This is a genomic window from Nocardia sp. NPDC003183 (assembly GCF_053590715.1).
The window spans coordinates 80,474-106,907 of sequence record NZ_JBSFTG010000012.1 but is presented as its reverse complement, the minus strand read 5'-3'; the positions used below and the strand labels follow the sequence as shown (position 1 = coordinate 106,907).

Sequence of the window (26,434 nt, the reverse complement as noted above, 5' to 3'; positions counted from 1 at the left end):
CAACTCCTGGGGGTCGTCCTGCAATTCCAGCGCAGGGTCCGGACGGCTCTGCGGTGACCGGGCCTGCGCGTGTACTTCCACCCATCCAGGCTAGCGGTATACACAGATCCGCGACACGCCTCTACCGACAGCGTGTCAACAACTGGCTGAAATCCCGACCCATCCATGCCCTGACCGGTGACGAATCATCAGATAAGTGTGCGTCTATCTGCACGCTTATTCGCGGCTAGCCAGCTCACGCCGCACCAGACCTACCGCGAAGTGACGGACCCTGCGTGGTCCCGTCCCGCACCGTTTCGCACAGGGGAAGGCAAGACTTGTGGCAGCAGGATCTGTGGTAACCCTCGGCGTCAGCACCGAACGGGGAGCCGTGCACGCGGTGGCGTTCGCCGAATCGGGCGTCACTCTCACGGATCGGATGCTGCTGCGGCGCACCGTCCGTGCCAACGGAGACGGTAAGGCCGAAGTGGCGGCAGCGGTACACACCGCCCTCGATGCGATCGCGACCGAGCTCGACGACGAGCACGAGATCGCCGGGGTGGCAGTGAGTTACCGCGACGCCGTCGAACGGCGCGCGATCGTGACCCGCCTGGCGGAGACCCAATGGCGCACGGCCTCGCTGGTTTCGGCGAAATCGTCGCATCTGTTCGTCGCGGGCGCGATGACCTGGCTCGACGAGTTCGACAATCTGCTCGTCTACGAGGCGGTGCCGGGCTACCAGGCGATGACACTGATCGACCAGGGTCGGCACCGTGTGCTCGCCGCCTACTCGCAGACCGGCGCACCCACACCCGACGCATTGCGCGCCGGAGTGTCGGCGGGGTGGGATCAGTTCGAGGCGGCGTCGGTGAAGCCGGCCGCGGTGGTGCTGGTCGGCTCGTCGTCGGACGCACCCGCGGTGCGCGACGCGGTCGCCGGATTCGGGGTGCCGGTGCTGCCGTGCCGGTTGGCGCCGTTCGCGCCCGCCGCCGGTGCCGCGCTGGTCGCGCTCGGCGATACCGTCGTGGTGCCGATCTCGACCGGGTCGCGGTCCAAGCGTGGGACGGCGATGGTCGCCGCGGCGGCGAGTGTGCTCGCGGGCGGGCTCGTGGCGGGTGGTTCGTACGCGGTGATCAACAGCGGGCCGCCCGCGGTCGACAACACGGCCGTGTCGTCGGAGCCCGGTGCCGCGTCGGCGCCGGTCATTCCGCAAGCCCCCCAGACACATGAAGCCGCCTCGGTGGAGTCCGGGTCGAGCGGCGGTGTGGGTTCCGGTAGCGGGTTGCAGGTGAGTCCGGTGGAAGAATCGCCCACGTCGCCGTACGAAACGGTGTCGCCGAATCCGCAACTGGTGAACCCGGGCGAGTTCCCGCTCGACTACCCGACCCAGCTGTACGGGGACGCGCCACAGGAAGACCCGCTTCCGCTCGAACCCGCTGTTCCCGTGGTTCCGCAGATTCCCGCCGCCGCACCGACCCTGCCCGGCACCGGCATTCCGCTCGGGATGCAGCCCGCGCAGGCGCCCATGCCGCAGGGCCCGCACACGGCGTCCGCCGACTGATCGTCTCCACCACGAAGGGGCAGCGCACGCGCTGCCCCTTCGTGGTTCTCAGACGTTGCTCTGCCGACGGAACAGCGCCCCCGCCGCGATGTACCCGACGAGCCCGATGCCGGCACACCACAGCACCGCGAGTACCCAGCTGTTGCCGATCGGCGTGCCCATCGACAACCCGCGCAGCGTCTCGATCACCGGGGTCACCGGCTGATTCTCGGCGTACCAGTGCAGCCACGTCGGCATCGACGAGGTCGGCACGAACGCCGAACTCACATAGGGCAGGAACATGAACACGAAGGTGAAGCCGTTGGCCGCCTCCGGGTTCGGGGCGAGCAGGCCCAACGCGGCCGCCAACCACGACAGCGCGAACACGAACATCGCCAGCACACCGAAAACGCCCAGCCAGCGCAGTGGGTCGGTGGTCGGGCGGAAACCGAGCACCACCGCCACCCCGATCACGATCGCGGAGGTGATCAGATTGCGGATCACGCTCTCGGCGACATGCCCGGTGAGTACCGCCGACCGCGCGATGGCCATGGTGCGGAACCGGTCGATGATGCCCTCGGCCACGTCGGTGGACAGCGCGAGCGCCGTGGTGGACGCCCCGAAACTCGCACACAGCAGGATGATTCCGGGTACCACGTAGTCGATGTAGGCACCGGGACCCACGTCCATGGCGCCACCGAAGACGAACACGAACATCAGCAGGATCATCACCGGCAGCACGACCGTCATGATCATGGTGTCGGGGCTGCGCAGGGTGTGGCGGATATTGCGGTCCAGCATGGTGGCCGAATCCTGCAGTGTGCGCGTGGCGTTCATGCCGCGACCTCGGTTCGTCCGGGCTGACCGGTCAACGCGAAGAACACGTCGTCGAGGTCGGGGGTGTGGACAGTGAGCTGCTCGATCGCGATATCGAGTTCGGCGAAACGGTCGAGTAGCCGCTTGATCTCGACGGCGCTGCCGTCCGAGGGCACCTGCAGGGTCAGCTGTTCGGGATCGGGGTGGGCGCCGGTCGCGGTGTCGAGCGCGGTGGTCGCGGCGGTCAGCAGTCCGCGATCGGCGAAGCGGAACCGGATGTGGCCGCCCGGCACGAGGCGTTTGAGTTCGTCCGGGGTGCCGTCGGCGACGATCCGGCCGTGGTCGAGTACGGCGATCCGGTCGGCGAGCTGATCGGCTTCCTCCAGGTACTGGGTGGTGAGCAGGATGGTTGTCCCCTCGGCCGCCAATTCCCTGATGGCGGACCACAGATCGCGTCGGCTCCGTGGGTCGAGGCCGGTGGTCGGTTCGTCGAGGAAGACCATGCGTGGCTCACCCATCAGGCTCATCGCGAGGTCGAGCCTGCGCCGCATGCCGCCCGAGTAGGAGGCGACCGGTTTGTCGGCGGCGTCGACCAGGTCGAAGCGTTCCAGGAGTGCGTCGCCACGGCGTCGGGTCTCGTCCTTGCCGAGGTGCAGCAGCCTGCCGGTGAGGCGCAGGTTCTCGGCGCCGGTGAGTACCCCGTCGACGGCGGCGTACTGACCGGTGACGCCGATCAGGCGCCGGACCGTATCAGGGGCTTGCGCCAGGTCGTGTTCGAAGAGCCTGACGTCGCCGCGATCGGGCTTGCTGAGGGTGGCCAGGATGCGGACCAGCGTGGTCTTGCCCGCACCGTTGGGTCCGAGCAGGGCGAAGACGGTGCCCGCGGTGATGTCCAGGTCGAGGTCGTCCAGGACGACATGGGAGCCGTAGGTCTTGTGCAATCGGCGGATCGAGAGTGCGGGCGGTGGTGGCGATGTCATGAGTTCTCTCCGATCGAGAAACTGTTTATGTAATAAACACAGTTTATAGGCTAAACAGTTCTTGCGCGCAAGAGTGCGCGGGTTAGAGTCGAGGCGAGCAGAGGAGGCAGATGACGACGTCCGGCGACATGGCGCTACCGAAAGCGGTCGAGCTGATGTGGGGGCGCGAGCAACCCGGCGGCAGGGGGCCCAAACGCGGGCTCACCCTGGATCAGATCCTCGACGCCGCGACCGAAGTGGCCGATGCGGAGGGTTTCGCGGCGCTGTCGATGAATCGGGTCGCCAAGCAGCTCGGCTTCACCGCGATGTCGCTGTATCGGTACGTCGACAGCAAGAACACGCTGGTCGACCTGCTGATGGATCGCGTGGTGGGGGCCCCGCCCGAGATCGCCGCGGGAACGCCGTGGCGGGTGGGTCTCGAGCGGTGGGCGCTGGCCGAGTTCGAGCGGCTCGGCCGTCATCTGTGGTGGTTGGACATCCCGCTGAGCAGGCCGCCGATGGGGCCGAACAACATGGCCTGGCTCGAAACCGCGTTGCAGGTTCTCGCCGAAGCGGCCGTGCCGGAGCCGATCAAGCTCCAGCTGGTGATGAACGTGTCGATGTTCGTGGTCGGTAAACGGCGGTTCCTCCGGGATCTGCAGGAGGAAGAGGGCGGCGACTTCGCCTCGGTGATGGCCAGGGTGCTCGACCCGCAGCGCTTCCCCTCGGTGTCGGCCGCCCTCTCCAATGCCGCGTTCGACGATGACGATATCGACTGGGAGAGGGCCGACTTCGAGTTCGGCCTCGCCCGTTTGCTCGACGGTTACGAGGTCTTCATCGCCACCTTCGGCGACTAGACCGACAGGTCGCGGCGCAACTTCGCGACGTGCCCGGTGGCGCGGACGTTGTACTGGGCAACCTCGATCTTGCCCTTCTCGTCGACCACGAACGTCGAGCGGATCACACCCGTCACGGTCTTGCCGTACATCATCTTCTCGCCGAAGGCGCCCCATTCTTTGAGCACCTCGCGCTCGGGGTCCGAGAGCAGCGGGAAGGTCAGGTTCTCGTTGTCGCGGAACTTGGCCAGCTTGGCGGGCTTGTCGGGAGAGATGCCGAGCACCTCGAGGCCCGCGCCGCCCAGCTCGGCCAGATTGTCGCGGAAGTCGCAGGCCTGCTTGGTGCAGCCGGGGGTGCTGGCGGCGGGGTAGAAGTAGACGATCACCTTGCGGCCGCGGTAATCCGACAGCGACACGTCCTTGCCGTCGGCGTCGGGCAGCGTGAATTCGGGGGCGGTGTCTCCGGGGGAGAGGCGATGGTTGTCGGTCACCACCGCACGGTAACCGACCGGGTCCGCGAGGCGCATGGATAGACTCGGTGACGAGCAGCAAGACATATACCTGGAGGTGACGGTGGCCAAGGACGACACCGACCGGATCGAACGCGAGATCGAGATCGCGCGTACCCGGTTGGCGACCACGCTCGACGAACTGGCGGTGCGCGCGGATCCGCAACGGATCGCGGAAGACACCAAGACGATGGTGGTCGCCAAGTTGAACGAGCCGAAGGTCAAATACACGCTGATCGGAGCGGGCGCCCTCGTGGCCGGCCTGGTGCTGATCAAGATCTTCCGCCGCTGAATCAGTCGGCCGGACAACAAAAAACACCCGATGTGCCAACGAGTCACATCGGGTGTTTTTTGTGGCTTTACTGCGTGGGGCAGGCCAGGCCGTCGCCATCGGGGTCGAGGTGCGGGGAGTAGCCCGGCTCGCCACGGAACAGCGGCGCGCGGCCTGCGGCCATCGCGTCGTCGCAGCTGCGGAACGCGCCACCGGCCGAACCGGACTGGACCAGGTTGGCCGAGCCGGTCGCTCCGAGGATGGAGTCGAAGCTGGACGAACCGGTACCCGCCGAGCCCGATACCGGGTCGGCGTGGGAGACGGGAGCGGCGATCAGGGCGAGCCCTACGGCGGCAAGGCTGACGGTGAGCCGACGAACGTTCATGAATTCCTCTATGTCTGCTGCGGTTCGGGTGTGGTCACGGCCACGATGTGGCCGGTAGCCCCGTCCACCTTTGTGACGGGGCGACCGATTGTCAACCGCACGCGACCCGAGGATTCGCCGGGAGTCTCGGTCGGTTATTCACCCAGTCTGCGCCCGGTCAGGTGTTCGGCCGGGATGGTGCCCATGCGACCCGCGTTGAAATCCTCCATCGCCTCGATGATTTCCTCCCGAGTGTTCATCACGAACGGCCCGTATTGAATCACCGGTTCGCGCAACGGAGTTCCGCCGAGTAGCAGGACCTCGAGATCGCCGGTGGTGCTGTGCTGGGTGAGATCGGCGGTCAGGGTGAGGGCGTCGCCCTTGCCGAAGACCACCAGTTGCCCGGCGCTGATCGGCCTGCGATCGACGCCGACCGTGCCGCTGCCCGACAGCACATAGGCCATCGCGGTGAAGTCCTTCGGCCACGGCGTCTCCAGCTGGGCGCCGGGGACGAGCGAGGCGTGCGCGTAGGCGATCGGGGTGTAGGTGGAGCCGGGGCCGGAGAAACCGGCGAACTCGCCGGCGATGACGCGCACGAGCGCGCCGCCGTCGTGCGAGCTCACCAGGGTCAGTTCGCTCGCGCGCAGGTCCTGGTAGCGCGGGGTGGCGAATTTGTTCGCCCGCGGCAGGTTCACCCACAGCTGGATTCCGTGGAACGTGCCGCCGGAGATGACGAGCTTCTCCTCGGGCAGTTCGTCGTGCAGCATGCCCGAGCCCGCGGTCATCCACTGGGTGTCGCCCTCGCCGATGACGCCGCCGCCACCTTGGGAATCGTGGTGGACCATGGTGCCGTCGAGCATGTAGGTGACGGTTTCGAAGCCACGGTGCGGGTGCCACGGCGCGCCCTTGGCCGCATACGGCTCGTAGGCGACCGGGCCCATCTGGTCGAGCAGGATGAACGGGTCGGCCGAGCGTAGGTCGACGCTGGGGAACGGCCGGGTCACCTCGAAGCCGGCGCCCTCCTGCTGGCGCGCGGCGGTGACGATCTGGCGTACCGGGCGCTGGGTCTCGGTGACATCGGGGCGGGGCAGCCGGGGCAGCACCATGATGTCGTCGACGGTGATAGCTGGCATGGGGTGCCTCCTGGGAGCTTCGTCAGGCTGTTGGTTTCCATGTCAACCAACAGAGTTCTAGAATCATTCCCGTGCCCAGATGGTTGTCCGAAGAAGAGCAGCAGACATGGCAGTCCTACATCCTCATGCGTCAGCGACTCGACGCCGTCCTGGCCGCGGGTCTGGGCGAATACGGACTATCGATGGCCGACTACGAGCTGCTGGTCCCGCTGTCGGCGGCACCCGACGGATGCCTGCGAGCCAAGGAGCTGGCCGCCCAGGTCTGCTGGGACAAGTCCCGGTTGTCCAAGCATGTGGCCCGCATGGCCGCTCGCGGACTCGTCGATCGAGTGCAGGCCGAGGACGACGCGCGCGGAATCGTCGTGTCGCTGACCGAGGCAGGCCGCACGGTGTTGCGCGAGGCCGCGCCCGAGCATGTCGAATTGGTGCGGGAGGTGTTCGTCGACCGGATGACCGACGCGGAGAGCACGGCGATCCGCTCGCTGGCAGGCAAAGTGATCGCGGCGAGTGAGGCCCGAAGCGATTCGGCCGGTTAACGATTCGGGCCACCGACCCGATGCGCAGTAGACAGGGCTCGAACTTCGCACGCAGGGGTGGTGGCATGAAGACAGCCGGATACATCGTTTCGATGGGCATGCTGTGTGCGTTGTCGGTCGCGGGGTGCTCGACCGAAGACGGCACCGCGCAACCGGCGACGACGACCGCTCGCGGTGGCTCGTGGGGTTCTGGCGCGCCCGCCACCGAACTGCCCGGTGCGGGCGGTCCGACGACCACGCCGGATCGGTCGCCGGTGATCACCGTCGTTCCGACGACGCCGGGCCCTCGCCCGACCGGTCAGGGCGCACCGAGCAGCCTCCCCGGCACCACCGCGCCACAGCCGCCGGTCGCGACCGACGTCGTTTCGCTGGTCGCCGTCGACGCCGCGGGTCAGCCGTCCAACGGTTTCACCGTGTCCGGCTCCACTCCGGTCGGCGTCCTCGACTGCTCCCACATGTCGCCGAGCCGCTCGGCCACCACCGCGGGCATCTACGAATGCGGTGCTTCCGCCGACTCGGCCAACGTGTGCTGGGCGGCTCCCGACAAGGCTTCCCTGCTGTGCGCGAACGATCCGTGGCAGCGCGGACTGCGCCGGTACACCGTCGACCCGCCGGTCGCCGATATCGGCAAAACCGCGTCGCCCGAGCCGTGGGCACTCGAACTCGCCGACGGCCGCCACTGCCGCATCCGCGTCGGCGGCGCCTGGGGCGGCCGCTCCGACGGCCTGGTCGGCGCCTACTCCTGCGACGGCGGCAACGACGTCGTCCTCCAGCCGTCCACCGCCCGCACCGCCATCGACACCTCGACCAGCACCTGGCAGGTCAGGATCGGGCCACTCGGATCCGGCGCACCCGACTTCCCCGCGCCCGCGACTGTCGCCGTTCGCACCGCCTATTTCGCCGCGGTGAGCTGAGGCAGGTGCGTGGCCGTCCTCGATGTCGAGCCCGCCCTGTCGTGGCGGTACGTTGAGATATGCCCATCGCCTCGCTCAACGGCATCCAGCTCAGCTACGACGTCACCGGTTCGGGACCGCTTGTCCTGCTCGTGATGGGTAGTGGGAGTCCTGGACGTGTCTGGCGCACCTATCAGGTGCCCGCCCTGGTCAAGGCGGGGTTCACCGTCGCCACTGTCGACAATCGGGGGATCGCGCCGTCGTCGGAGTCGGCATCGGGGATCACCATGGCGCAGCTGGTCGGTGATACCGCCGCGCTGATCGAGCACCTAGGGGCTCCGGCGCATGTGGTCGGCACCTCGATGGGCTCGCGGATCGTCGCCGAACTCGCGCTGGCCCGGCCGGAGTTGCTGCGCCGGGCGGTCATGTTCGCCGCCACCGCGCGGCCGTATCCGGTGACGAGCACCCTCAGCAAGGGCGAGCAGGCGTTGTTCGACAAGGGGATTCAGCTACCGCCGGAATACGCGGCCGCCGTCAAGGCGATGATCAATCTGTCGCCACACACTCTGGCCGATCCGGCCAAGGCGCAGGAGTGGCTCGATATCTTCGAATTCACCTCGGGGAAGGGAACCCCCGGCACTCGGGCGCAAGCGGCAATGGATCGGTCGCAGGACCGGCGGCAGGCGTATCGCGGGATCTCGGTGCCCAGCTTGGTGGTCGGGTTCGCCGATGATCAGATGGTGCCGCCGCGGTTCTGCCGGGAGGTCGCCGAGGCGATCCCGACCGCCACCTATACCGAGATCGAACGGTGTGGGCACTACGGATATCTGGAGCGGCCCGACGAGGTCAACCGCATCCTGATCGAATTCCTCTCCGCTGCTCGATAATTCACCACTCACAAGGATCTTCGATGACCGATTCGCCGAACTGCCCCGCCTGTGACGACACGTTCACCTATCGGGAGATGAACGGGACGTGGGTGTGTACCAACTGCGCCAATCAGTGGGGACTGCGCCTGGTCCCGGATCTCGACGACGCCTGAGCCGAGGGCCGGTCAGCTCGTGGTCAGCGCCGACGCGGCGGCCGCGGCGATCGCGGTGGCGACGGCGGCGAGGGCGGGGGAGTGTAGTTTCCACTGCTGCCAGTACAGCGGGACATCGATGTGGGAATCACCGTCGATGTTGACCAAAGTGCCTGCGGTGCGGTCTTTCCCGGTTTGCAGGTCGGGCAGCATGCCCCAGCCGAGGCCGAGCCGCACCGCCTCGGCGAACGCGCTCGACGAGGGCACGTAGTGACCCGGCGGATCGACCTGGCGACGGGTGCGCCGGCGTAGCTGGCGGAGCTGGAGATCGTCTTTGCGATCGAAGTGCACGACGGGCGCGTGGGCATACGCGGCGGAGGTCGGGCCGTCGGGGAACCAGGTGCGGACGAACCGCGGTGTCGCCGTGGGGCGGTAGCGCATCGCCCCCAGCGGGGTCACGGTGCAGCCCTGCACCGGTGTGGCGGTGGCGGTGATCGCGGCGGTCACCGTGCCGTCGCGCAGCAACCGGGTGGTGTGTTCCTCGTCTTCGCGGTGCAGGTCGAAGGAGATCCCGGCGGGCACGCTCGCGAGCGCGGGCATGACCCACGATTCGAGGGAGTCGGCGTTGACGGCGATCGGGATGCGGATCGGCCGGTCGGCGGGGCGGTCGGCATCGCCGAGTTCGCGCGCGGTGTCGCCCGCGAGCAATTCCACCTGCCGGGCCAGACGCAGCACCGCGAGCCCGGATTCGGTGGGGCGCACCGGTTTCGAGCGTTGCACCAGCACGCGTCCCGCCGATTCCTCTAGCGCTTTGATTCGCTGGCTGATGGCCGACGGGGTGAGGTCGAGCCGACGGGCGGCCGCGTCGAACGTGCCCTCGGTGAGGACGGCGTTGAGCGCGCGCAGCTGGTCCAGTTGGAAATCCACTGAAGTAACTCTAATGGTAGTGAAGAATCATTAGCTGGACTGAAAATTGACGACCTCTTAACGTCGAGAGCTGTGACGGCATCATCGGCGGCGTCGGCCGCCCTCTCCGGATTGGGCTTCGGGCTCTCGCTCATCGTGGCCATCGGCGCGCAGAACGCGTTCGTGCTGCGTCAGGGGGTGCGTGGGCAGCACGTGTTGCCGGTGATCGCGGTGTGCGCGGTGTCCGACATCGTGTTGATCGGCGCGGGCGTGGCCGGGTTCGGGGCGGTCGTCGAGTCGTTTCCGGCGGTGCTGACCGTCGCCCGGTACGCGGGGGCGGCCTTTCTGGTCGGCTACGCGCTGCTGGCGGCTCGGCGCGCCCTGGGTTCGTCGACCCTGATCACCGACGCGGCGGGTGCCTCGGTGGCCGTCGGCGCGTCCGTACTCACCTGTCTGGCGCTGACCTGGCTCAACCCGCACGTGTATCTCGACACGCTGGTCTTGCTCGGTTCCTTCGCCAGCACCTACGCGGCGCCCGACCGCTGGTTCCTCGCCGCCGGAGCCATGCTCGCCAGCGTCCTGTGGTTCGGCGCCCTCGGCTACGGTGCTCGCCGGCTCGGTCCGCTCTTCGCGCGCCCGAGCGCGTGGCGTGTCCTGGATTCGCTGATCGCCGTGGTCATGCTCGCGCTGGCCGTCGGCCTGCTGCTCGCCTGAGGCGCGGTGTTAGGACTCCCACGGCTTCACCGGGGGCTTGACCCACAGCAGCTTCTCGTCGGCGTGGGTGCGCACCGCGGCGGCGTGCCCGGGGTTGCGGGCCGCCCAGGCGTCCTTCTGGTCGAGGAGGTCGGCGACCACCTGCCAGGTCTCGCCGGTGCTCGGCGGATTGGTGTCGGCGGCGCGGGCCAGCTTGCGCAGGGTGGCCGCGGGCAGGGCGAGCAGTTCGGCGCTGCGGATATCGCGTGACCAGACGTAGGCGGCCATGCGGCGGGCCTTGGCGACGCGGCTGGCGGTGGCCGCGTCGGAATGCGCGTGATCGGGTGCCTGATCGGCGCTGTCTGGCACGACGGCGATTCTACGACGGAACGCCCGCGCTCCGGTCGGCGATGACCGGGGCGCGGGCGTTCACCCGTCAGGTTGCTCAGTAAGCGGAGTTGACGTTGTCCATGGAGCCGTAGCGCTGCGCCGCGTAGTTGCAGGCCGCGACGATGTTGGCCACGGGGTTCCAGACGTCGAAGGGGGTGCCCTCGACGTGGTAGGTCGCGAAGGTGGGGTCGATCACCTGGAGCAGGCCCTTGGAGGGGATGCCCATCGCGGCGTTGGAGTCCCACAGGTTGATCGCCTGGGGGTTGCCGGTCGACTCGCGCATGATGTTGCGGTGGATGCCCTCGTAGCTGCCGGGGATGCCCTTGGCGGCCATGATGTCGAGCGCTTCGGTGATCCAGCCGTGCAGGTTGTCCTCGTAGGACTTCACCTCGGGCATCGGGGCCGGGGCGGCCTCGGGAGCCGGGGCGGCCTCCGGTGCCGGGGCGGGAGCGGCCTGCGGCGCGGGCGCCGGGATGGCCTGGATGGCGGGGGCGGCGCCGACGGCGGGGATGTTCTCCGCCTGCTCGACGACCATGGCGGCACGCTCGGGAACGCTGTCGTCGGCGAACGAGACGGCGGAGGACGCGGCTACGGCGACCAGGCCGACCGCGGCGACTGCCACGGTGAACGCCTCACGGCGCGAGCGACGGCCGATAACGGTGCTGAGCTTGTCTTTGTTGAGCATGGCTTTTCTGTTCCTTCATCTCTGTCTGGCGACGCAGGCCCTGCATCAGGGCGCGATGGATCGCGCAGCGCGCACGGGAGTACACGCCGGTCAGGCGATGCGTTGTTTCTGTCTGTATGGGAAGGTGCGACACTGTCGGGGGACGAACGCTCGATGGCAGTTCATCGCTGGCGTCGCACGGTGCTCCACAGCTGGCTGCGGGGAGACCACGCGCTGTTCGGTGCTATCGGAGGTTGGATACTTCCGGGCTAACCAAACCGCAGGTCCGTTTGTGACCTGATGACAGAATGGTCACGACGGGTTAACGCAAGGTGAACGAAACCTGAACGGCAAACGCTGCCGATCTTGGTTCATTGCCGGGCAGTTGCAGAATCGTTATCTATGCAGGAGGTTTGCGACTCTGATCTGCGTGGCGGCCGTCACAGAAAAAGTTTGCCCGAATCAGGTTTTGCGGGGGTTTGCGCAGCTAGAGCGAGTCCGAATCGGGCTCTGAGCGCTAGCACGCCGGATTGTCCATGGCAGTCCGATAACGAGATCGTGACCGTTGCCCGGCAACTGCGGCTACCACCTCTCGCAGACCGGCCATGCGGGGCTCGTCCGTCTCGCTCGAACGCCATACGATGCCGAAAGTGCAGTCGGCAAGTGCGTCGACCGGCACGAAGCGCAGGTCGGGGCGTGGGTACAACTGTGCGGCAGAGGCGGGGACGAAGGCGACCGCGCCGGTCAGTGCGACGGTCGCGAGCATCGACTCGAACGTCGTGCCCATGGCCGTGGCATAGCGAACGGCTCGGCCGTCGGGCCGCGGGTCGGCGGCCCAGTACGCACGTCCCTCCGGGAACGACTCGGGCACCATCGTGACGACCGCGTGGTGTGCGAGATCGGCCAGGCGCAGCGACTCTCGTCGCGCCAGCGGATCCGTCGCGGCCAGGCACGCGACCCGGCGCTCGACCACGAGTGGAACGACGTGCAGATGCGACGGAACAGGCACATGGACGAACGCCGCATGGATTTCACCGCGCTCCAGCGCGGCCAGCTGCTCGGTGAACGTGTCGATCACCTGCACACGAGGGCCCAGTTCCGGAAAACGTGTCGATATTCCATCGATGATCTGGCGGGTCGGGCCGAGTGCCGTAAAACTCTCGCACACCCCGATCCGCAATATTCTCGCCTCTGTCGAGGCGTGATTCGCCATTTCTCTCAACTGCTCCGAGGAATCCACTATCGAACGAGCCAGCGGCAGCAATTTCAGCGCGATAGGAGTGAGTTCTACCCGTCTGCTGGTTCGATCGAAGAGCCGAACTCCCAGTCGTTGCTCCAGTGCCCGGATTTGCTGGCTGAGTGCGGGCTGAGTCAGGTACACGCGGCGCGCTGCCCGGCCGAAATGCAGCTCCTCGGCGAGAACCAGCAGCAGGCGGAGTTGGTGGGGTGTGGGGTCGTCGCCCTGCAAGCTCGAGCCTGTCCCATCCATAACCCACACTCTATCGATGACGGCGAGATCCTGATAGTTACACCGTTGTGAGGCATCGCCCGGGCTGGCAAGGTTTATTTCGCTGCCGCCACGGATCGACCAGCAGGAATAGGAATCATGCGACAAAGTCTCGCCGCACTCGTATTGTGCGTCTTCGGTATTACGACCGGTGAATTCGTGATCGCGGGAATCCTTCCCGATGTCGCGGCTGAATTCGGCGTCTCCATTTCGGCGGCCGGGCTTCTGGTGACCGCTTATGCCGTCGGGATGATCTTCGGTGGGCCGGTCGTCACCGCGCTCACTGCGCGCTACTCGCGCAAACCGTTGATCAGCGTGCTGCTCTTGATCGCGGTGGCAGGCAACGTCGCCTCCGCGCTGGCGCCCTCCTATGAGTTCCTCTTCGTTGCCCGCGTTGTCACCGCGCTGGTCACCTCCACGTTCTTCGCGAACGCGATCGTCATCGCGACCGCGACCTCGCCGCCGGACAAGCGGGCGTCCACGGTCTCGAAACTGGTCTTCGGGATGAACATCGCAATGGTGCTGGGTGCACCGATCGGGACGCTGCTGGGCAATCGGTTCGATTGGCGTACACCGTTTTTCGCGATTGCGGCGGTATGCGCTCTCGGCTTGGTGCTCGTTCTGCGCTCGGTCCCGGAGGTGGCGAACTCCGGCGGTTCGGCGTGGTCGGAATTGCGGGTGTTCGGCGATCGCGACGTTCAGCTGGCCATTGCCGTGACGGCGATCGGCAGTGCGGGCGTGCTGATGGTGTTCGTCTATTTCGCGCCGTTGCTGACCGAGGTCGCGACGTTCGCCTCCAGCGCTGTGGCGGTGATGCTCCTCGTCTACGGCCTCGGCGCCACAGTGGGCAACGTCGTCGGCGGCAGACTGTCCGACCGCTCACCGAAACGTGCGCAGCTCGGTCTGCTCGTGTTGCTGGCTTGTGCGTTGCTGCTGATGTGGGCGGTGAGCGGCCAGACCGTGCTCATCGGCGTGATGGTGTTCCTGGTGGGTGCACTCGGCTTCTCGGTGATCCCGGGAATGCAGGCCCGTGTCCTGAACACCGCGAGGCAGGCCCCGACGCTCGCTATCGCGGTCAACGCCTCGGCGTACCAGCTCGCCGCGGCCTTCGCGGCCTGGTTCGGCGGGCAGGTGATCGACTCTGCCGGACTGCGCGTCGTGTACCTGGTCGCCGCCGCTGTCACTGTTCTCGGTATCGCTGTCAGTGCTGCCGCATGGCACCGTGACACTGCCGAGAGCAAGCGCGTCGCGCCAGTGGCCAACTCTGCCCCTCGTGAGCGAGATCACTGAACGGTGACGGCCTATCCGGCGGCCGAAACGAACGAAGCCCCTGACCATGGGACCTGGTCAGGGGCTTCGTTGTGGTGCGCCATCAGGGACTTGAACCCCGAACCCGCTGATTAAGAGTCAGCTGCTCTGCCAATTGAGCTAATGGCGCATGTCTTTGTTCTTTGCCCCGTCTCCGGTGCGGAACAAACATTAGCAGGCCGTGGGGCGGAAAGTGAAATCGGGCGCTGACCAGCAACAATGTGGCACATCTGGCGTTGTTAACGCCGACGACCTCCGGACCTATCTAACGATTGTGACTTGGTCGTGTCGCGGGGGCTTTCCCGTTGGAACCGGCCGGGTCAGCTGGCAGAATGGGCGAGACGTCGAGTTCGTAACGCCCCCCGCCTACACGGATGGCTCTAGCGATTCGGGTCGGTGGGATCTGCGGCGCACTGTAATCGCGTCGGTACGGAAACGGGGTTGACATGGGTAAGAAGCGGGGGCGACCTCGGTCGCTACGGACGATCGTTCCGATGGTGCTGTTGGCGGTGTTCGCGCTCGGCGCGTCGGCCTGCTCGGCCGCCGAGGGCACCGGGGTGGAGGTGGCGATCGATCGCAACCCCCTCGCCGAGCTCATCAAGCCGAAGCTCGTCTCGACCATCAAGGACGGGCAGGTCGGCGTCTCGCCCGGCATGCCCATGGCCTTCCAGGTCGAGGACGGCAAGTTCACCGACGTCACGCTGACCAACCAGCAGGGCGCCGCGGTAGCGGGTCAGCTGGCCGCGGACGGGCGCTCCTGGTCGACCGCCGAGGTGCTCGGCTACGGCAAGACCTACAAGCTCACGGCCTCGGCCATCGGGCTCGGTGGCGCGAACTCCTCGACGCTGAGCTTCACCACCAGCTCGCCGAAGAGCCAGACCAAGCCGTACCTGCTGCCCGGCGAGGGCGAAGTGGTGGGAATCGGTCAGCCGGTCGCGATCCAGTTCGACGAGAACATCCCCGATCGCCGTGCCGCCCAAGAGGCCATCAAGATCACCACCGAGCCCGCCGTCGAGGGCGCCTTCTACTGGGTGAACAATCGCGAAGTGCGGTGGCGCCCAGAGCACTACTGGACACCGGGCACCAAGGTGACCATCGATGTGAACGTCTACGGCAAGGACCTGGGCAAGGGTCTGTACGGCCAGGACAACATCCATTCGTTCTTCACCATCGGTGACGCGGTGGTCTTCACCGCCGACGACAACACCAAGCAGGTGGTGGTGGAGAAGAACGGTCAGGTGATCATGACCATGCCCACCTCGATGGGTAAGGACAGCACGCCCACCGACAACGGCGTCTACATCGTCAGCGACCGGCACGAGAAGATCATCATGGACTCCTCGACCTACGGTGTGGCGGTGAACTCGTCCGACGGGTACCGCACGCCGGTCGACTACGCGACGCGAATCTCCTACAGCGGCATCTTCTTCCACTCGGCACCGTGGTCGGTGGGGCAGCAGGGCTACTCCAACTCCAGTCACGGCTGCCTGAACCTGAGTCCGGCGAACGCGCGCTGGGTGTACGAGAACGCCAAGCGTGGTGACATCACCGTCATCAAGAACACGGTCGGCGGCACCCTGTCCGGTGTCGACGGGCTGGGTGACTGGAACATCGCGTGGCCGGAATGGAAGGCGGGCAACGCCGACGCTCCGTAGGCGCGCGACAGACGAAAAACGAAGGGGCACCGGATTTTCCGGTGCCCCTTCGTTGTGTCTGTGGACCGCTCAGAGCGGGGTGGGAAGTTCGCTGCAGTCCATCATCGCCTCGCCCGCGACCGCGAGCGCGCTACCGAAGGCGCCGCACAGAATGCGGCCGCCGAACAGCAGGCGGTCGAGGTTGGGCAGGCCGGCCGAGCCGGTCCCGGAGGACCCGGTGGTTTCGACGCCGGTGGTGGAGCCGCTCTGCGCCGAACCGGATTCGGGCTGATCGCTCGGCAGGCCGAAGTCGCCGATGGGGGTCTCCGCCGTGAAGTCGGTGAGGGGCAGGCCGGGCGAGGCCGTGGCGGTCCCGGCGACGGGGCCGAGCACGGTGACGGCCGCGAGGACGGCGACGACGGTGGAACGCTTCATCAAGGGGTCTTTCCGGTCGAGCGCTGACGCGATGGCGAGATCTGCCCCACATCTGGGCAGCGGTCCAAAGTGTAGCGGTCAAACGTGATGTTCGTCATGGTGGTGCGAGTTATCCGGCGGCGGCCAGCCCCGGTTCGTCGCGATGGATCTCGGACGCGACGCTCAGCTGGTCGACGACCACCCTGCGCGCGCCGCAGCGGCAGCGTTGGTAGGCCACAACGCCCTCGCTGGTCCGGTGGCGTGACTCGATCTGCCAGGTGTGTGCGGGGTGGCTGTTCATGGTTCGAGTCTGATGTAATGGCATTGTGCATTACAACCATTACGGGCGTGAGCCGGTGCTGCTGGGCGTCGACCTGCTCAACGTTCCGTGTTCGAACGCCGCGGAGTTGGCGCGACGCTGCGCGGCGGCGGGCTTGGTGCTGTCCACGCCGGTGTCCGACGGCGATCTGACGTCGGTAACGGCCTTCCTGGGGCGCTGGCGGGGCGTGCTGGAGTGCGCGGACCGCGCCGAACGTGCGGCCCGGCTCAATGTGCTGCTGGCCGAGTACGCCTCCGCGCCCCGCTTGACCGACCATGTGGGCGACGGCTGGCATCTGCATTTCCGTGACCCGGGGGTGGCGACGGACCGCCAGATCGCGGCGCTGATCACCGTCGGCACCGCATTGCACCTCACCGGGCTGGGGATGGACCGTCTCGGCGTCTGCGCGGCGGACGGGTGCTCACAGGTGTACGCCGACATTTCACGCAACGGCAGGCAGCGTTTCTGTAGCCCGGCGTGTGCGAACCGGTCGGCCGTCCGACGGCACCGGGCGAGCCGCGCCGAAAGCGGTGCCGCCCAGGTCGGTCCGTAGCCGCGGGGTGCCGAGACAGCAAAGAAGGCCCGGTCCTTGTGGACCGGGCCTTCTCTTCGGGGTGACCGACGGGACTCGAACCCGCGACATCCAGGATCACAACCTGGTGCTCTACCAACTGAACTACGGTCACCATCACCGGTGAATCACCGGCGCCGTCGATATTAGCGTGTGTGTAGTGTCAACCCCTAATCCGCTGGTAGATGACTCGAACCGGTGACATCCACGGCCTCGGTAGCCTCCTGGGCAGCCGCCGCGATCTCGGCGGTCGACGGCCCGGGCAGCGGGACGAACGCGGTGCGGCGGTAGTACTCGAGTTCGCGGATGGATTCCTTGATGTCGGCCAGCGCGCGGTGGGCCAGACCCTTCTCCGGCTGGCCGAAGTAGATGCGCGGGTACCAGCGTCGGCACAGTTCCTTGATCGAGCTCACGTCGACCATCCGGTAGTGCAGGTGCGCGTCCAGCTCCGGCATGTCGCGGGCGATGAAACCGCGATCGGTGCCGATGGAGTTACCGCACAGCGGCACCGTGCGCGCGGTGGGCGCGTACTCGCGGATGTAGTCGAGTACCTGCTGCTGGGCCTGTTCGAGAGTGACGGTGGAACGCCGAACCTCTTCGGTCAGACCGGATTTCGCGTGCATGGTGGCGACGACCGGTGGCATGCAGGCCAGGGCGGCGTCGTCGGCGTGGATGACGATGTCGACACCGTCACCGAGAATGTTGAGGTCGCTGTCGGTTACGAGCGCGGCGATCTCGATCAGCTTGTCGCTGTCGAGACGGAGCCCCGTCATTTCGCAATCCATCCAGACCAGGAGTTTGTCTGACACGGGAGCCACCCTAATGGTGGGCCCGGGAACCTGGTCGGCAGGTGTGTCGCGTGGGCGAGGCGGACCGGGTTTGCCGACGACATCCCCGGATGTTTGCCGACCGGGTGACGTGCCCGGATACAGTTTGCCTGGAATTGACCGCAGACGTTTCGAGCATTTCTTGCGTACGTGCCAGTGAGCAGACGGAGGACGCGCGAATGACCACCCCACAGGAGAAGGCGGCAGCGGCACGCAAGGCGGCCGAAGACGCGACCAGGGTCGCCGCCGAGGCCATGGCGGCCGCGGAGGCCGCCGAGCAGGAAGCCGCGGCGGCGAGCGCGGCACCGGCCACGGACAGTCGACCGGCGGCCGAGGGCGGCGAATCCGATTCTGCGAGTGAGGAATCTACCTCGAAGCCGGCGGCATCCGGCGCGGCCGCGCAGCTCGCCGAGGGCTACGCCTTCAGCGGACCCGCACTGGAACTCGGCACGGTGATGGTCGACGGCGTGGCCGATCCTGGTGCGCGCGTGCGTATTCCGCTGCGGATGATGAACCGGCACGGTCTCGTCGCCGGTGCGACCGGCACCGGCAAGACCAAGACCCTGCAGGGCATCGCCGAACATCTGTCCCGCGCGGGCGTTCCCGTGGTGATGGCCGACGTCAAGGGCGACCTGTCGGGCCTGAGCGAGCCGGGCGCCGACACCGACAAGATCCGGGCGCGCGCGGCGGAGACCGGCGCGACCGACTGGGCGCCCGGTGCGTTCCCCACCGAGTTCGTATCGCTGGGCACCGGCGGCATCGGGGTGCCGATCCGGGCGACGATCACCTCGTTCGGACCGATCCTGCTCAGCAAGGTGCTCGGCCTCAACGACACCCAGGAATCGACGCTCGGCCTGATCTTCCACTGGGCCGATCAGCGCGGCCTCGCCCTGCTGGACCTGAAGGACCTGCGGGCGGTGATCACCCACCTGACCAGTCCCGAAGGCAAGGAAGACCTCAAGGGCATCGGTGGGGTGTCCTCGCAGACGGCCGGGGTGATCCTGCGGTCGCTGGTGAATCTGGAAGCCGACGGCGGCGACACGTTCTTCGGCGAACCCGAACTCGACCCGGCCGATCTGCTGCGCATCGCGGGCGGGCTCGGCGTGATCACGCTGTTCGAGCTCGGTCAGCAGGCGGCGCGGCCCGCGTTGTTCTCGACGTTCCTGATGTGGGTGCTCGCCGATCTGTTCCAGACGTTGCCCGAGGTGGGTGACGTGGACAAGCCGAAGCTCGTGTTCATCTTCGACGAGGCGCATCTGCTGTTCGCCGAGGCGTCCAAGGCGTTTCTGCAGCAGGTCGAGCAGACGGTGAAGCTGATCCGGTCCAAGGGTGTCGGTGTGTTCTTCTGCACCCAGTTGCCCACCGACATCCCCAACCCGGTGCTCTCCCAGCTCGGAGCCCGCGTGCAGCACGCGTTGCGCGCCTTCACCCCCGACGATCAGAAGGCACTGTCCAAGACGGTGCGCACGTATCCGAAGTCGTCGGTGTACGACCTGGAAGAGGCGCTGACCTCGCTCGGTACCGGTGAGGCGATCGTCACCGTGCTCTCCGAAACCGGTGCGCCCACGCCCGTTGCCTGGACCAAGATCGCGCCACCGCGCTCACTGATGGACACCATCGGCGACGAGGCGATCAAGTCCAAGGCACTGTCGAGCGCGCTGCAGGGCAGATACGGGCAGAGCGTCGACCGGGAATCGGCCTACGAGATGCTGCTCGCCAGCGTGGCGGCCGCCGAGCCGGTACCCGAATCCGCCCCCGCGCCGGGGCGCTCGACGGACCGGAGGGAAGAGGATTCGGCCGCTGAACGGATCATGGCGAATCCGGCGGTGAAGAGTTTCCTTCGGTCGGCGGCGAGTGCAGCCGGGCGCGAGATCAGCCGCAGTATTTTCGGCACCCGCCGCCGGTGATCGAGTGCGGCCTGTCGATCGGCGGGCCGCACTCCCCGAGTCCCGGGATCAGCCAGTCACCGCGCGAGCTCGCGCATCAGCAGGTCGGCGGTCGTCTCGCGACGGAGCAGCTGCTCGGTGCGGCCGTGGGCGACCGCGACGACCGGCGGCCTGCCCGCTGTTCGATATCCGGCCGCGCACGGGTGATAGGCACCGGTGCACGGCACCGCGAGAACCTCGCCGGCACGAAGATCGGCCGGAATCCGGACCTCGGCGGCGATGAGCCTGCCCGCGGCACCGTGCCTGCTCGCGACCGATGCGGTGAGCTGGGGTCCGGCCGGATGCCGGTTGACCACGAGCGCGCTCCATCGTCGCGCCCGTCGGTATCCCCGTCGACGATCACGCACCTGCCGCCGGCGACCTCGGTGACGGCGAGCACCCGGTGGAGCGTGACACCCGCCCGCGCGACGATCGCGCGCCCCGGTTCCATCGCGAGGACCGGGCGGGGGAAGTGGTGGCGCGCACAGCCCGCGTCGAGCGCGTCATCGAGGATGTCGGCGAGTTCGCGCAGGTTGAGCTCGGCATCGCCGCCGCGCAGCGCCACCGCGTGCCCGCCGCCGATATCGAGATGGGTCAGCAGGGTGCTGTGTTCGGCCTGGATCCAGGCCATCTCGCCGATCATCCGGCGGATCGCCTCGCCGTACAGGTCGGGGTCGTGGATCTGTGCGCCGAGGTGGCAGTGCAGTCCGGTCAGGATCAGCTTCGGCTGCGCGATGATCCGGGCCACGGCCGTGGCGCAGGAATCGCTGCCGAGCGGGAACCCGAACCGTGAGCTGCCCGGCACCTCGATTCCGGGCGCCACCCGCAACAGCACCTGCTGTGGGCGGGTCGCGAGCGAGGCGAGCAGGGTGATCTCGGTGAGGGTGGAGACCACGATGCGGCCGACCCCCGCGCCTACCGCGGCGCGGAGCTCGTCGAAGGGAGCCCCGTTGCCCTGCAGGACGATCCGGCGTGGGTCGATGCCCGCCGCGAGCGCCACCTCGAGTTCACCGGTCGAACCGACCTGCACGGCGAGGCCCTCCTCGGCGACCCAGCGGGCAACTGTGCGCAGCATCAGGGCGGTACCCGCGTAGACGATCTCGGTGTCGGGAAAGTGCTTGCGGTAGGCGCGGCAGCGTTCCCGCACCTCCGTCTCGTCGATCACACGCACCGGTGTGCCGTACTGGTCGGCGACATCGTGCAGGGCCACGCCGCCGAGGGTGATCCGGCCGTCACCGTCGTAGTGGGTGTCGGCGGGCCACACCGCGGGGTCGAGTCGGGGGACCGCACTCGCACGCAGGGACGGGAAGATATCGAGCAACGTCACGGTGGTCTCCTCCAGGAGGACGCCCCCGCACTCGGACGGCGGGGCCACTTCCAGGACTACGCCGCTCGCGGGCAGCCGAACTCGGTCTTTACGGGTCCTTGACCACCCGGCGACCGTTCCTGACGACTTGCTGACGTGGGTGTCAGCCGCCCAGCTTCTTGTAGAACGCGCCCGCGATCGGTGCGGTGAACGAACGGGGGCCGTAATTGCCCGCCACGCTCATGCCCTTGCTGATCAGGCCGGGGACGATGCGCATCTTGTTGCGGGCCAGCGCGTCGATGGAGACCTTCGCGGTGTACTCCGACGACACCCAGAGGAAGTCGGGAACCATCTTGTCGACGATCGACTGGTCTTCGGGGGCCGGGGTTTCGGTGCGGACGGGACCGGGCGCCAGCAGGGTGACGTTCACGCCGCTGCCCTTGAGCTCGCCGCGCAGCGACTCCGAGAAGGTGTTCGCGAACGCCTTCGACGCCGCGTAGGTGGCGTTGTTGGGGATCGGCATATTGCCCGCCGCCGAACCGCTGATCAGGATCCCGCCCGCCTTGCGCTCGATCATGCCGGGCAGCACCGCCAGGCTCAGGTCGTGCACGGCGGTGGCGTTGAGTTCCATCTGCATCCGCTCGTAGGCGAAGTCGAGTTCGGCGACCGGACCGAACGTCGCGATGCCCGCGTTGTTGCAGAGAACGGCGATATCGCGAACCGCGAGCTCGTCGACGAGGCTGGCCCGCTGGGTGCGATCGGCCAGGTCGACCGCGCGGACCTCGGCGGTGATGCCGTGGGCCAGGGTCAACCGCTGGGCCAGCTCGGTGAGGATCTCACCGCGGCGCGCGACCAGGATCAGCGAATAGCCGCGCCCGGCCAGTTCGGCGGCCAGCGCGGTGCCGATGCCGGAGGACGCGCCGGTGACGACGGCACGATTGTCTGCAGTGGGGGAGGGCAAGCTCACGAGGGGAGCTTAGGGGATCGGCTACGGCCGTGCGGTGTCCGCATCGACGGGGTGGCAGCGCGATGAGGGGGTTCGACGCTGAATGGTCCGGCGCCATCGATACTGGACCGATGGCTGACGAGCAGGTGTTCGGGATGGGCGACGACCCGCTGGCCGAGCCGACGTGGCCCGCGCTCACCGACGACGAGATCGCTCGCGCGGTCGCCGCGACCTGGGGCGGTTCGCCCGCTGCGATCGAATGGCGGGGTGCGCGGCCGTTGTCGTCGACGGTGGGGGTGCGGTTGGACGGTGGGGATCGGCTCGTGGTGAAGCGGATGCCCACGCGATTACGCGATGTGGTGGCGTTGGGTGAGGAGCATCGGTTCATCCGGCACCTGCGGGTTCGGGATATTCCGGTGCCCGAAGTGCGTGCCACCGTGGGGGATTGGGTGAGCGATGAGTCCGGCCGAGACCGTGATGGCGCGACAGGCGCGTTCGTCTACGAGGTGCATCGGGTGGGGATGGGGGAGGATCGGTATCGCGCGGACTTCTCCTGGTCGCCCTATCGCGACCGTGACGATGCGGGGAGCGCTGGGGCGATGCTCGGCCGATTGCATTCGGCCGCAGCAGATTTCGATGCACCGGCTCGACCCGCGCGACCGCTGCTGGCGAGCATGCACAATGACGTGGCGTGCGCCTTCGAATGGCACATCGCCCGACGGCCGTCGGTCGCCCGATTCCTCGGTGCGAGAGACTGGCGCGCTGACATTCCCCAGTTTCACGCCGACCTTTCCGGCGTCGCGCCACTGTGGACGCACGGGGACTGGCACGCGACGAACCTGCTGTGGAACGACCACGAGGTGACCTCGGTGATCGATTTCGGCCTGGCCGACCGGACGACGGCTGTCTTCGACCTCGCCACCGCCATCGAGCGCGCCGCCATCGACTGGGTTTCGCTGCGTGACGGCGGACCCGCACACGTCCGAGCAGACCAGATCTCCGCGCTGATCCAGGGATATCAGTCGGTTCGACCGCTGTCGGTCCCCGAACAGCGCCTGCTCCCGGACCTGCTCCCGCTCGTGCACATCGGCTACGAACTCTCCGAAATCGACTACTTCCTGACCATCGCCCACGACCCACGCAACGCCGAAATCGCCTACTACGACTGGCTTCTCGGTCACCTGCGCTGGTACGAGACAGCAGAGGGTCGCGAACTACGCGACATGATTCACGACGCCTCCCTGCGCTGACCGCACCCGGCACCGCCGACCGTATTTCCGGCGACACTCACCCCCGCCACCCCCCGACGACACCCATGATCCGCCATGACCGCACTCCCAGCCCCGCACGACCCGACCTCGAGGAGGGTCCGCCGCGCAGCGGCGCAGCGGCCCGGCCGCGAGTTAGCCACCGTTGCGTCCGCGGCGCAGCCGCCAGCAACGGTGGCTAACTCGCGGCCCTCAGGGGCCGCGCTCGAGCGCGCCAGCGCTCCTACAACACAGCCGCCAGGCGAGTGCCCTGGTTGATCGCGCGCTTGGCATCCAGTTCGGCGGCCAGGTCGGCGCCGCCGATGAGGTGCAGGTCGACACCCGCGGCGCGCAGTGGCTCTTCGAGTTCGCGCACGGATTCCTGTCCGGCGCAGACGATCACGTTGTCGACCTCGATCACCCGCGGGTTCTCGTGCTTCTCGCCGAAGCTGATGTGCAGGCCCGCGTCGTCGATGCGGTCGTAGTTCACGCCGCCGACCTGCTCGACACCCTTGGCCTTGAGGGCCGCGCGGTGCACCCACCCGGAGGTCTTGCCGAGGTCCTTGCCGAACGGGGTCGACTTGCGCTGCAACAGCACCACGTCGCGCGCCGCGGGGGAGGGCTTGGGCTCCTTGAGCTGGCCGGGCGCCTGCTCGTTCTCGGAATCGACGCCCCACTCCTCTTTCCACTCGTCGAGCTTGAGCGTGGGATGTCCTTCGACGGTGAGGTATTCGCTCACGTCGTAGCCGATGCCGCCCGCGCCGATCACGGCGACCTTCTTGCCGACCGGCTTCTCCTCCTTCACCAGTTCGGCGTAGGAGAGCACCATCGGGTGATCGATCCCGGGGATGTTGGGAATGCGCGGACGCACACCGGTCGCCAGGATCACCGAGTCGTACTTGCCCGCGATCAATTCCTCAGCGGTGACCCGCTTTTGGAGATGCAGGGTGACGCCGGTGACGTCGATCTTGCGGCGGAAATAGCGGATCGACTCGTCGAACTCCTCCTTGCCGGGGATGCGGCGGGCGATGTCGAACTGGCCACCGATCTTGTCGTCGGATTCGAACAGGTCGACGCGGTGGCCGCGCTCGGCCAGACTCACCGCGGCCGACAGCCCGGCCGGGCCCGCACCGACGACGGCGATTCGCTTGGCGCGCCGAGTCGGCAGCAAGTTCAACGTGGTCTCGCTGCCCGCACGCGGGTTGACCAGGCACGAGACCTTCTTGTTGCCGAAGGCGTGGTCGAGGCAGGCCTGGTTGCAGGCGATGCAGGTGTTGATCTCGTCGGCCCGATCCTGCTCGGCCTTGTTGGCCCATTCGGCGTCGGCCAGCAGCGGGCGGGCCATGGAGATCAGCGCCGCGTCACCGCGGGTCAGGATCTCCTCGGCGACCTCGGGCATGTTGATCCGGTTCGAGGCGCAGACCGGGATGTTCACCTTGCGCGCGATCTTGGCGGTGAACTCCACGAACGCCGCGCGCGGCACCGAGGTGACGATGGTGGGCACCCGCGCCTCGTGCCAGCCGATGTCGGTGTTGAGGATGTCGACGCCGACAGCCTCCAATTCCTGTGCCAGGGCGACGATTTCGTCGAAGGTCTGGCCCTTCTCCACGAGCTCGGCCATCGACAACCGGAACACGATGATGAAATCGGGGCCCACCTCGGCGCGGATGCGGCGGGCGATCTCGACGGGCAGCCGACGCCGGTTCTCCGGGGTGCCTCCCCACTTGTCGGTGCGCTTGTTCACCCGCGGTGCGAGGAACTGGTTGAGGAAATAGCCCTCACCGCCCATGATCTCGCAGCCGTCGTACCCGGCGAACTTGGCCAGGCCCGCGCAGCGCGCGTAATCGTCGATGGTGCGCTCCACGCCCTTCGACGACAGCGCCCGAGGCTTGAACGGGTTGATCGCGGACTTGATCGCCGACGCCGAAACGCTGGTCGGCATGTAGGAATAGCGCCCCGCGTGCAGGATCTGGACGGCGATCTTGCCGCCCTCGGCGTGCACCGCCTTGGTGATCGTGCGATGCCGGTACGCCTCGGTCTTGTTGGTGAGCTTGCCGCCGAGCGGCAGCAACCAGCCGGTGCGGTTGGGGGCGTAGCCGCCGGTGATGATCAGGCCGACACCGCCGCGGGCACGCTCGGCGAAGTAGGCGGCCAGTTTGTTGGTGTCCCAGGCACGGTCCTCGAGACCGGTATGCATGGAGCCCATGACCACGCGGTTGCGCAGCGTGGTGTGGCCGAGGTCGAGTGGCTCGAACAGATGGGGATAGGCAGTCATGGGCGGTCGTCACCTTTTCGCGGTCGCAGGGCCTGCAGTACTTCGTCGCACCATTCGAGGTAGCCGGTCTCCGCGCGGATGCCCGCGCGAAGCACCAGATACTGGTGCAGAGCGGTGCCGGAGAGCTGGTCCGGCACCGGGAAGAATTTCTTTTCGCTGAGGCGGTACTCGTCCAGGCGCTGGGCGTGCTGGCCGCGATGGCGCTGCACCTCGGCGCAGACGGCATCGATGTCGCCGTACGCGGCGGCGCGGATCTTCACGCCCAGTTCGTCGCGGGCGGGGGTGGCATCGGTGGGCTCGGCGAGCCAGCGGGCGATCTCGGCCTGACCGGCCGGAGCCACCGAGTACACCTTCTTGTCGGGTTTGCCCTGCTGGTTCACCGATTCGACGGTGACCCAGCCGGAGGACTCCATCCGCTTGAGCACCCGGTAGATCTGCTGGTGGGTAGCACTCCAGAAGTAGCCGATCGACTTGTCGAATCGGCGAGCGAGCTCATACCCCGACCCGGCCCGCTCGGTGAGCGAGACCAGTAGCGCGTGCTCCAGTGCCATGGCACGAGAGTATCCGGAACGCTGGGTACTATGCAACCAGGTTCATATGAACTGACGGCGCGGATGTAATAGACGGCGTGGGTGCCGGTTCGCC

General features: G+C 67.4%; 28 protein-coding genes, 2 tRNA genes and 1 pseudogene. 13 read left to right on the top strand and 18 right to left on the bottom strand.

The features are described from left to right. Positions 1–319 precede the first annotated feature (319 nt). Positions 320–1,540 (top strand): hypothetical protein, encoded by a 1,221-nt coding sequence (locus ACWDXS_RS27020; protein ID WP_379318487.1) that lies wholly within the window; start codon positions 320–322, stop codon positions 1,538–1,540. Between the two features lie 48 nt (positions 1,541–1,588). Here the strand turns inward: ACWDXS_RS27020 and ACWDXS_RS27015 are convergent, their stop codons facing one another. Further along, positions 1,589–2,356, bottom strand: coding sequence for an ABC transporter permease (locus ACWDXS_RS27015; protein WP_379313851.1), 768 nt, complete (start codon positions 2,354–2,356; stop codon positions 1,589–1,591). After that, complete coding sequence (locus ACWDXS_RS27010) at positions 2,353–3,315, bottom strand: ATP-binding cassette domain-containing protein (RefSeq protein ID WP_449969774.1); 963 nt, start codon at positions 3,313–3,315, stop codon at positions 2,353–2,355. The genes ACWDXS_RS27015 and ACWDXS_RS27010 overlap by 4 nt, the downstream gene beginning before the upstream one ends. Before the next feature lie 110 nt (positions 3,316–3,425). Between ACWDXS_RS27010 and ACWDXS_RS27005 the strand changes: the two genes are divergently transcribed. Further along, a complete protein-coding gene (locus tag ACWDXS_RS27005; RefSeq protein ID WP_449969771.1) occupies positions 3,426–4,151 on the top strand; it encodes a TetR/AcrR family transcriptional regulator in 726 nt (241 codons plus the stop codon). On the opposite strand, the gene bcp is transcribed toward ACWDXS_RS27005, so the two are convergent. Next, positions 4,148–4,621: a thioredoxin-dependent thiol peroxidase gene (gene bcp / locus ACWDXS_RS27000; protein ID WP_378994552.1), complete on the bottom strand. Its 474-nt coding sequence runs from the start codon at positions 4,619–4,621 to the stop codon at positions 4,148–4,150. The two genes, ACWDXS_RS27005 and bcp, sit on opposite strands and share 4 nt — an antisense overlap. A 34-nt stretch (positions 4,622–4,655) precedes the next feature. On the opposite strand from bcp, the gene ACWDXS_RS26995 reads away from it, so the two are divergent. Beyond that, complete coding sequence (locus ACWDXS_RS26995; protein ID WP_379313854.1) at positions 4,656–4,931, top strand: DUF3618 domain-containing protein; 276 nt, start codon at positions 4,656–4,658, stop codon at positions 4,929–4,931. A 67-nt stretch (positions 4,932–4,998) separates the two neighbouring features. Here ACWDXS_RS26995 and ACWDXS_RS26990 read toward each other — a convergent pair whose 3' ends face one another. Together ACWDXS_RS26990 and ACWDXS_RS26985 are read right to left on the bottom strand one after the other, a co-directional pair. Beyond that, positions 4,999–5,295, bottom strand: a complete 297-nt coding sequence (locus ACWDXS_RS26990) for an excalibur calcium-binding domain-containing protein (protein WP_378629849.1) — start codon at positions 5,293–5,295, stop codon at positions 4,999–5,001. A 134-nt stretch (positions 5,296–5,429) separates the two neighbouring features. Further along, positions 5,430–6,407, bottom strand: a complete 978-nt coding sequence (locus tag ACWDXS_RS26985) for a pirin family protein (RefSeq protein WP_378629850.1) — start codon at positions 6,405–6,407, stop codon at positions 5,430–5,432. Positions 6,408–6,478: 71 nt separating this feature from the next. Here ACWDXS_RS26985 and ACWDXS_RS26980 point away from each other — a divergent pair, with 71 nt between their 5' ends. The 4 genes from ACWDXS_RS26980 to ACWDXS_RS26965 all read left to right on the top strand — a co-directional run bounded on the left by ACWDXS_RS26980 (position 6,479) and on the right by ACWDXS_RS26965 (position 8,878). After that, positions 6,479–6,943 carry a MarR family winged helix-turn-helix transcriptional regulator gene (locus ACWDXS_RS26980; protein WP_378994548.1) on the top strand — a complete coding sequence of 155 codons (465 nt, stop codon included), beginning with the start codon at positions 6,479–6,481 and terminating at the stop codon, positions 6,941–6,943. Between the two features lie 65 nt (positions 6,944–7,008). Continuing rightward, positions 7,009–7,857: a hypothetical protein gene (locus tag ACWDXS_RS26975; RefSeq protein ID WP_449969765.1), complete on the top strand. Its 849-nt coding sequence runs from the start codon at positions 7,009–7,011 to the stop codon at positions 7,855–7,857. A gap of 59 nt (positions 7,858–7,916) precedes the next feature. After that, positions 7,917–8,723 carry an alpha/beta fold hydrolase gene (locus tag ACWDXS_RS26970; protein ID WP_378994544.1) on the top strand — a complete coding sequence of 269 codons (807 nt, stop codon included), beginning with the start codon at positions 7,917–7,919 and terminating at the stop codon, positions 8,721–8,723. Positions 8,724–8,746: 23 nt separating this feature from the next. Continuing rightward, entirely contained in the window at positions 8,747–8,878 is a 132-nt protein-coding gene (locus ACWDXS_RS26965) for a hypothetical protein (protein WP_378994542.1), read from the top strand. A 12-nt stretch (positions 8,879–8,890) separates the two neighbouring features. On the opposite strand, the gene ACWDXS_RS26960 is transcribed toward ACWDXS_RS26965, so the two are convergent. Continuing rightward, positions 8,891–9,784, bottom strand: coding sequence for a LysR family transcriptional regulator ArgP (locus ACWDXS_RS26960; RefSeq protein ID WP_449969760.1), 894 nt, complete (start codon positions 9,782–9,784; stop codon positions 8,891–8,893). 72 nt (positions 9,785–9,856) lie between these two features. On the opposite strand from ACWDXS_RS26960, the gene ACWDXS_RS26955 reads away from it, so the two are divergent. After that, positions 9,857–10,477 (top strand): LysE/ArgO family amino acid transporter, encoded by a 621-nt coding sequence (locus ACWDXS_RS26955; protein ID WP_379313857.1) that lies wholly within the window; start codon positions 9,857–9,859, stop codon positions 10,475–10,477. Between the two features lie 9 nt (positions 10,478–10,486). Here ACWDXS_RS26955 and ACWDXS_RS26950 read toward each other — a convergent pair whose 3' ends face one another. The 3 genes from ACWDXS_RS26950 to ACWDXS_RS26940 form a co-directional block, all read right to left on the bottom strand. Further along, a complete protein-coding gene (locus ACWDXS_RS26950) occupies positions 10,487–10,825 on the bottom strand; it encodes a hypothetical protein (protein ID WP_378994536.1) in 339 nt (112 codons plus the stop codon). A gap of 76 nt (positions 10,826–10,901) precedes the next feature. Then, positions 10,902–11,531, bottom strand: a complete 630-nt coding sequence (locus ACWDXS_RS26945; RefSeq protein WP_378659547.1) for a transglycosylase SLT domain-containing protein — start codon at positions 11,529–11,531, stop codon at positions 10,902–10,904. 496 nt (positions 11,532–12,027) lie between these two features. After that, on the bottom strand, positions 12,028–12,999 hold the full coding sequence (locus ACWDXS_RS26940) for a LysR family transcriptional regulator (protein ID WP_449969755.1): 972 nt from the start codon (positions 12,997–12,999) through the stop codon (positions 12,028–12,030). Positions 13,000–13,116: 117 nt separating this feature from the next. Between ACWDXS_RS26940 and ACWDXS_RS26935 the strand changes: the two genes are divergently transcribed. After that, positions 13,117–14,307 carry an MFS transporter gene (locus tag ACWDXS_RS26935; RefSeq protein WP_449969752.1) on the top strand — a complete coding sequence of 397 codons (1,191 nt, stop codon included), beginning with the start codon at positions 13,117–13,119 and terminating at the stop codon, positions 14,305–14,307. 72 nt (positions 14,308–14,379) lie between these two features. Here the strand turns inward: ACWDXS_RS26935 and ACWDXS_RS26930 are convergent. Then, a tRNA-Lys gene (locus ACWDXS_RS26930) sits at positions 14,380–14,455 on the bottom strand. A gap of 316 nt (positions 14,456–14,771) precedes the next feature. Here ACWDXS_RS26930 and ACWDXS_RS26925 point away from each other — a divergent pair. Beyond that, entirely contained in the window at positions 14,772–15,980 is a 1,209-nt protein-coding gene (locus ACWDXS_RS26925) for a L,D-transpeptidase (RefSeq protein WP_378994530.1), read from the top strand. Positions 15,981–16,049: 69 nt separating this feature from the next. Here the strand turns inward: ACWDXS_RS26925 and ACWDXS_RS26920 are convergent, their stop codons facing one another. Together ACWDXS_RS26920 and ACWDXS_RS26915 are read right to left on the bottom strand one after the other, a co-directional pair. Next, the gene (locus ACWDXS_RS26920; protein ID WP_378994528.1) at positions 16,050–16,394 is read right to left on the bottom strand and encodes a hypothetical protein; all 345 of its coding nucleotides are present in this window, start codon (positions 16,392–16,394) and stop codon (positions 16,050–16,052) included. A 109-nt stretch (positions 16,395–16,503) separates the two neighbouring features. Further along, entirely contained in the window at positions 16,504–16,674 is a 171-nt protein-coding gene (locus ACWDXS_RS26915; RefSeq protein ID WP_378994526.1) for a hypothetical protein, read from the bottom strand. Between the two features lie 25 nt (positions 16,675–16,699). Here ACWDXS_RS26915 and ACWDXS_RS26910 point away from each other — a divergent pair, with 25 nt between their 5' ends. Beyond that, positions 16,700–17,245 carry a CGNR zinc finger domain-containing protein gene (locus ACWDXS_RS26910; protein ID WP_378994523.1) on the top strand — a complete coding sequence of 182 codons (546 nt, stop codon included), beginning with the start codon at positions 16,700–16,702 and terminating at the stop codon, positions 17,243–17,245. A gap of 60 nt (positions 17,246–17,305) precedes the next feature. Here the strand turns inward: ACWDXS_RS26910 and ACWDXS_RS26905 are convergent. Further along, positions 17,306–17,378 (bottom strand) — tRNA-His (locus ACWDXS_RS26905). A gap of 55 nt (positions 17,379–17,433) precedes the next feature. Beyond that, positions 17,434–18,072, bottom strand: coding sequence for an oligoribonuclease (gene orn, locus ACWDXS_RS26900; protein ID WP_378994520.1), 639 nt, complete (start codon positions 18,070–18,072; stop codon positions 17,434–17,436). Between the two features lie 197 nt (positions 18,073–18,269). Here orn and ACWDXS_RS26895 point away from each other — a divergent pair, with 197 nt between their 5' ends. Then, entirely contained in the window at positions 18,270–19,997 is a 1,728-nt protein-coding gene (locus ACWDXS_RS26895; protein ID WP_449969747.1) for a helicase HerA-like domain-containing protein, read from the top strand. A 56-nt stretch (positions 19,998–20,053) separates the two neighbouring features. Here ACWDXS_RS26895 and ACWDXS_RS26890 read toward each other — a convergent pair. Next, positions 20,054–21,342: pseudogene (locus tag ACWDXS_RS26890) on the bottom strand (diaminopimelate decarboxylase family protein). Positions 21,343–21,484: 142 nt separating this feature from the next. After that, positions 21,485–22,288 carry a mycolate reductase gene (cmrA, locus tag ACWDXS_RS26885; protein ID WP_378994513.1) on the bottom strand — a complete coding sequence of 268 codons (804 nt, stop codon included), beginning with the start codon at positions 22,286–22,288 and terminating at the stop codon, positions 21,485–21,487. Positions 22,289–22,398: 110 nt separating this feature from the next. Here cmrA and ACWDXS_RS26880 point away from each other — a divergent pair, with 110 nt between their 5' ends. Continuing rightward, positions 22,399–23,517 (top strand): phosphotransferase enzyme family protein, encoded by a 1,119-nt coding sequence (locus tag ACWDXS_RS26880; RefSeq protein ID WP_449969743.1) that lies wholly within the window; start codon positions 22,399–22,401, stop codon positions 23,515–23,517. 241 nt (positions 23,518–23,758) lie between these two features. On the opposite strand, the gene ACWDXS_RS26875 is transcribed toward ACWDXS_RS26880, so the two are convergent. Together ACWDXS_RS26875 and ACWDXS_RS26870 are read right to left on the bottom strand one after the other, a co-directional pair. Continuing rightward, positions 23,759–25,789, bottom strand: a complete 2,031-nt coding sequence (locus ACWDXS_RS26875; RefSeq protein ID WP_449969741.1) for an FAD-dependent oxidoreductase — start codon at positions 25,787–25,789, stop codon at positions 23,759–23,761. Next, a complete protein-coding gene (locus ACWDXS_RS26870; protein WP_378995505.1) occupies positions 25,786–26,340 on the bottom strand; it encodes a PadR family transcriptional regulator in 555 nt (184 codons plus the stop codon). The genes ACWDXS_RS26875 and ACWDXS_RS26870 overlap by 4 nt, the downstream gene beginning before the upstream one ends. Between the last annotated feature and the right edge of the window lie 94 nt (positions 26,341–26,434).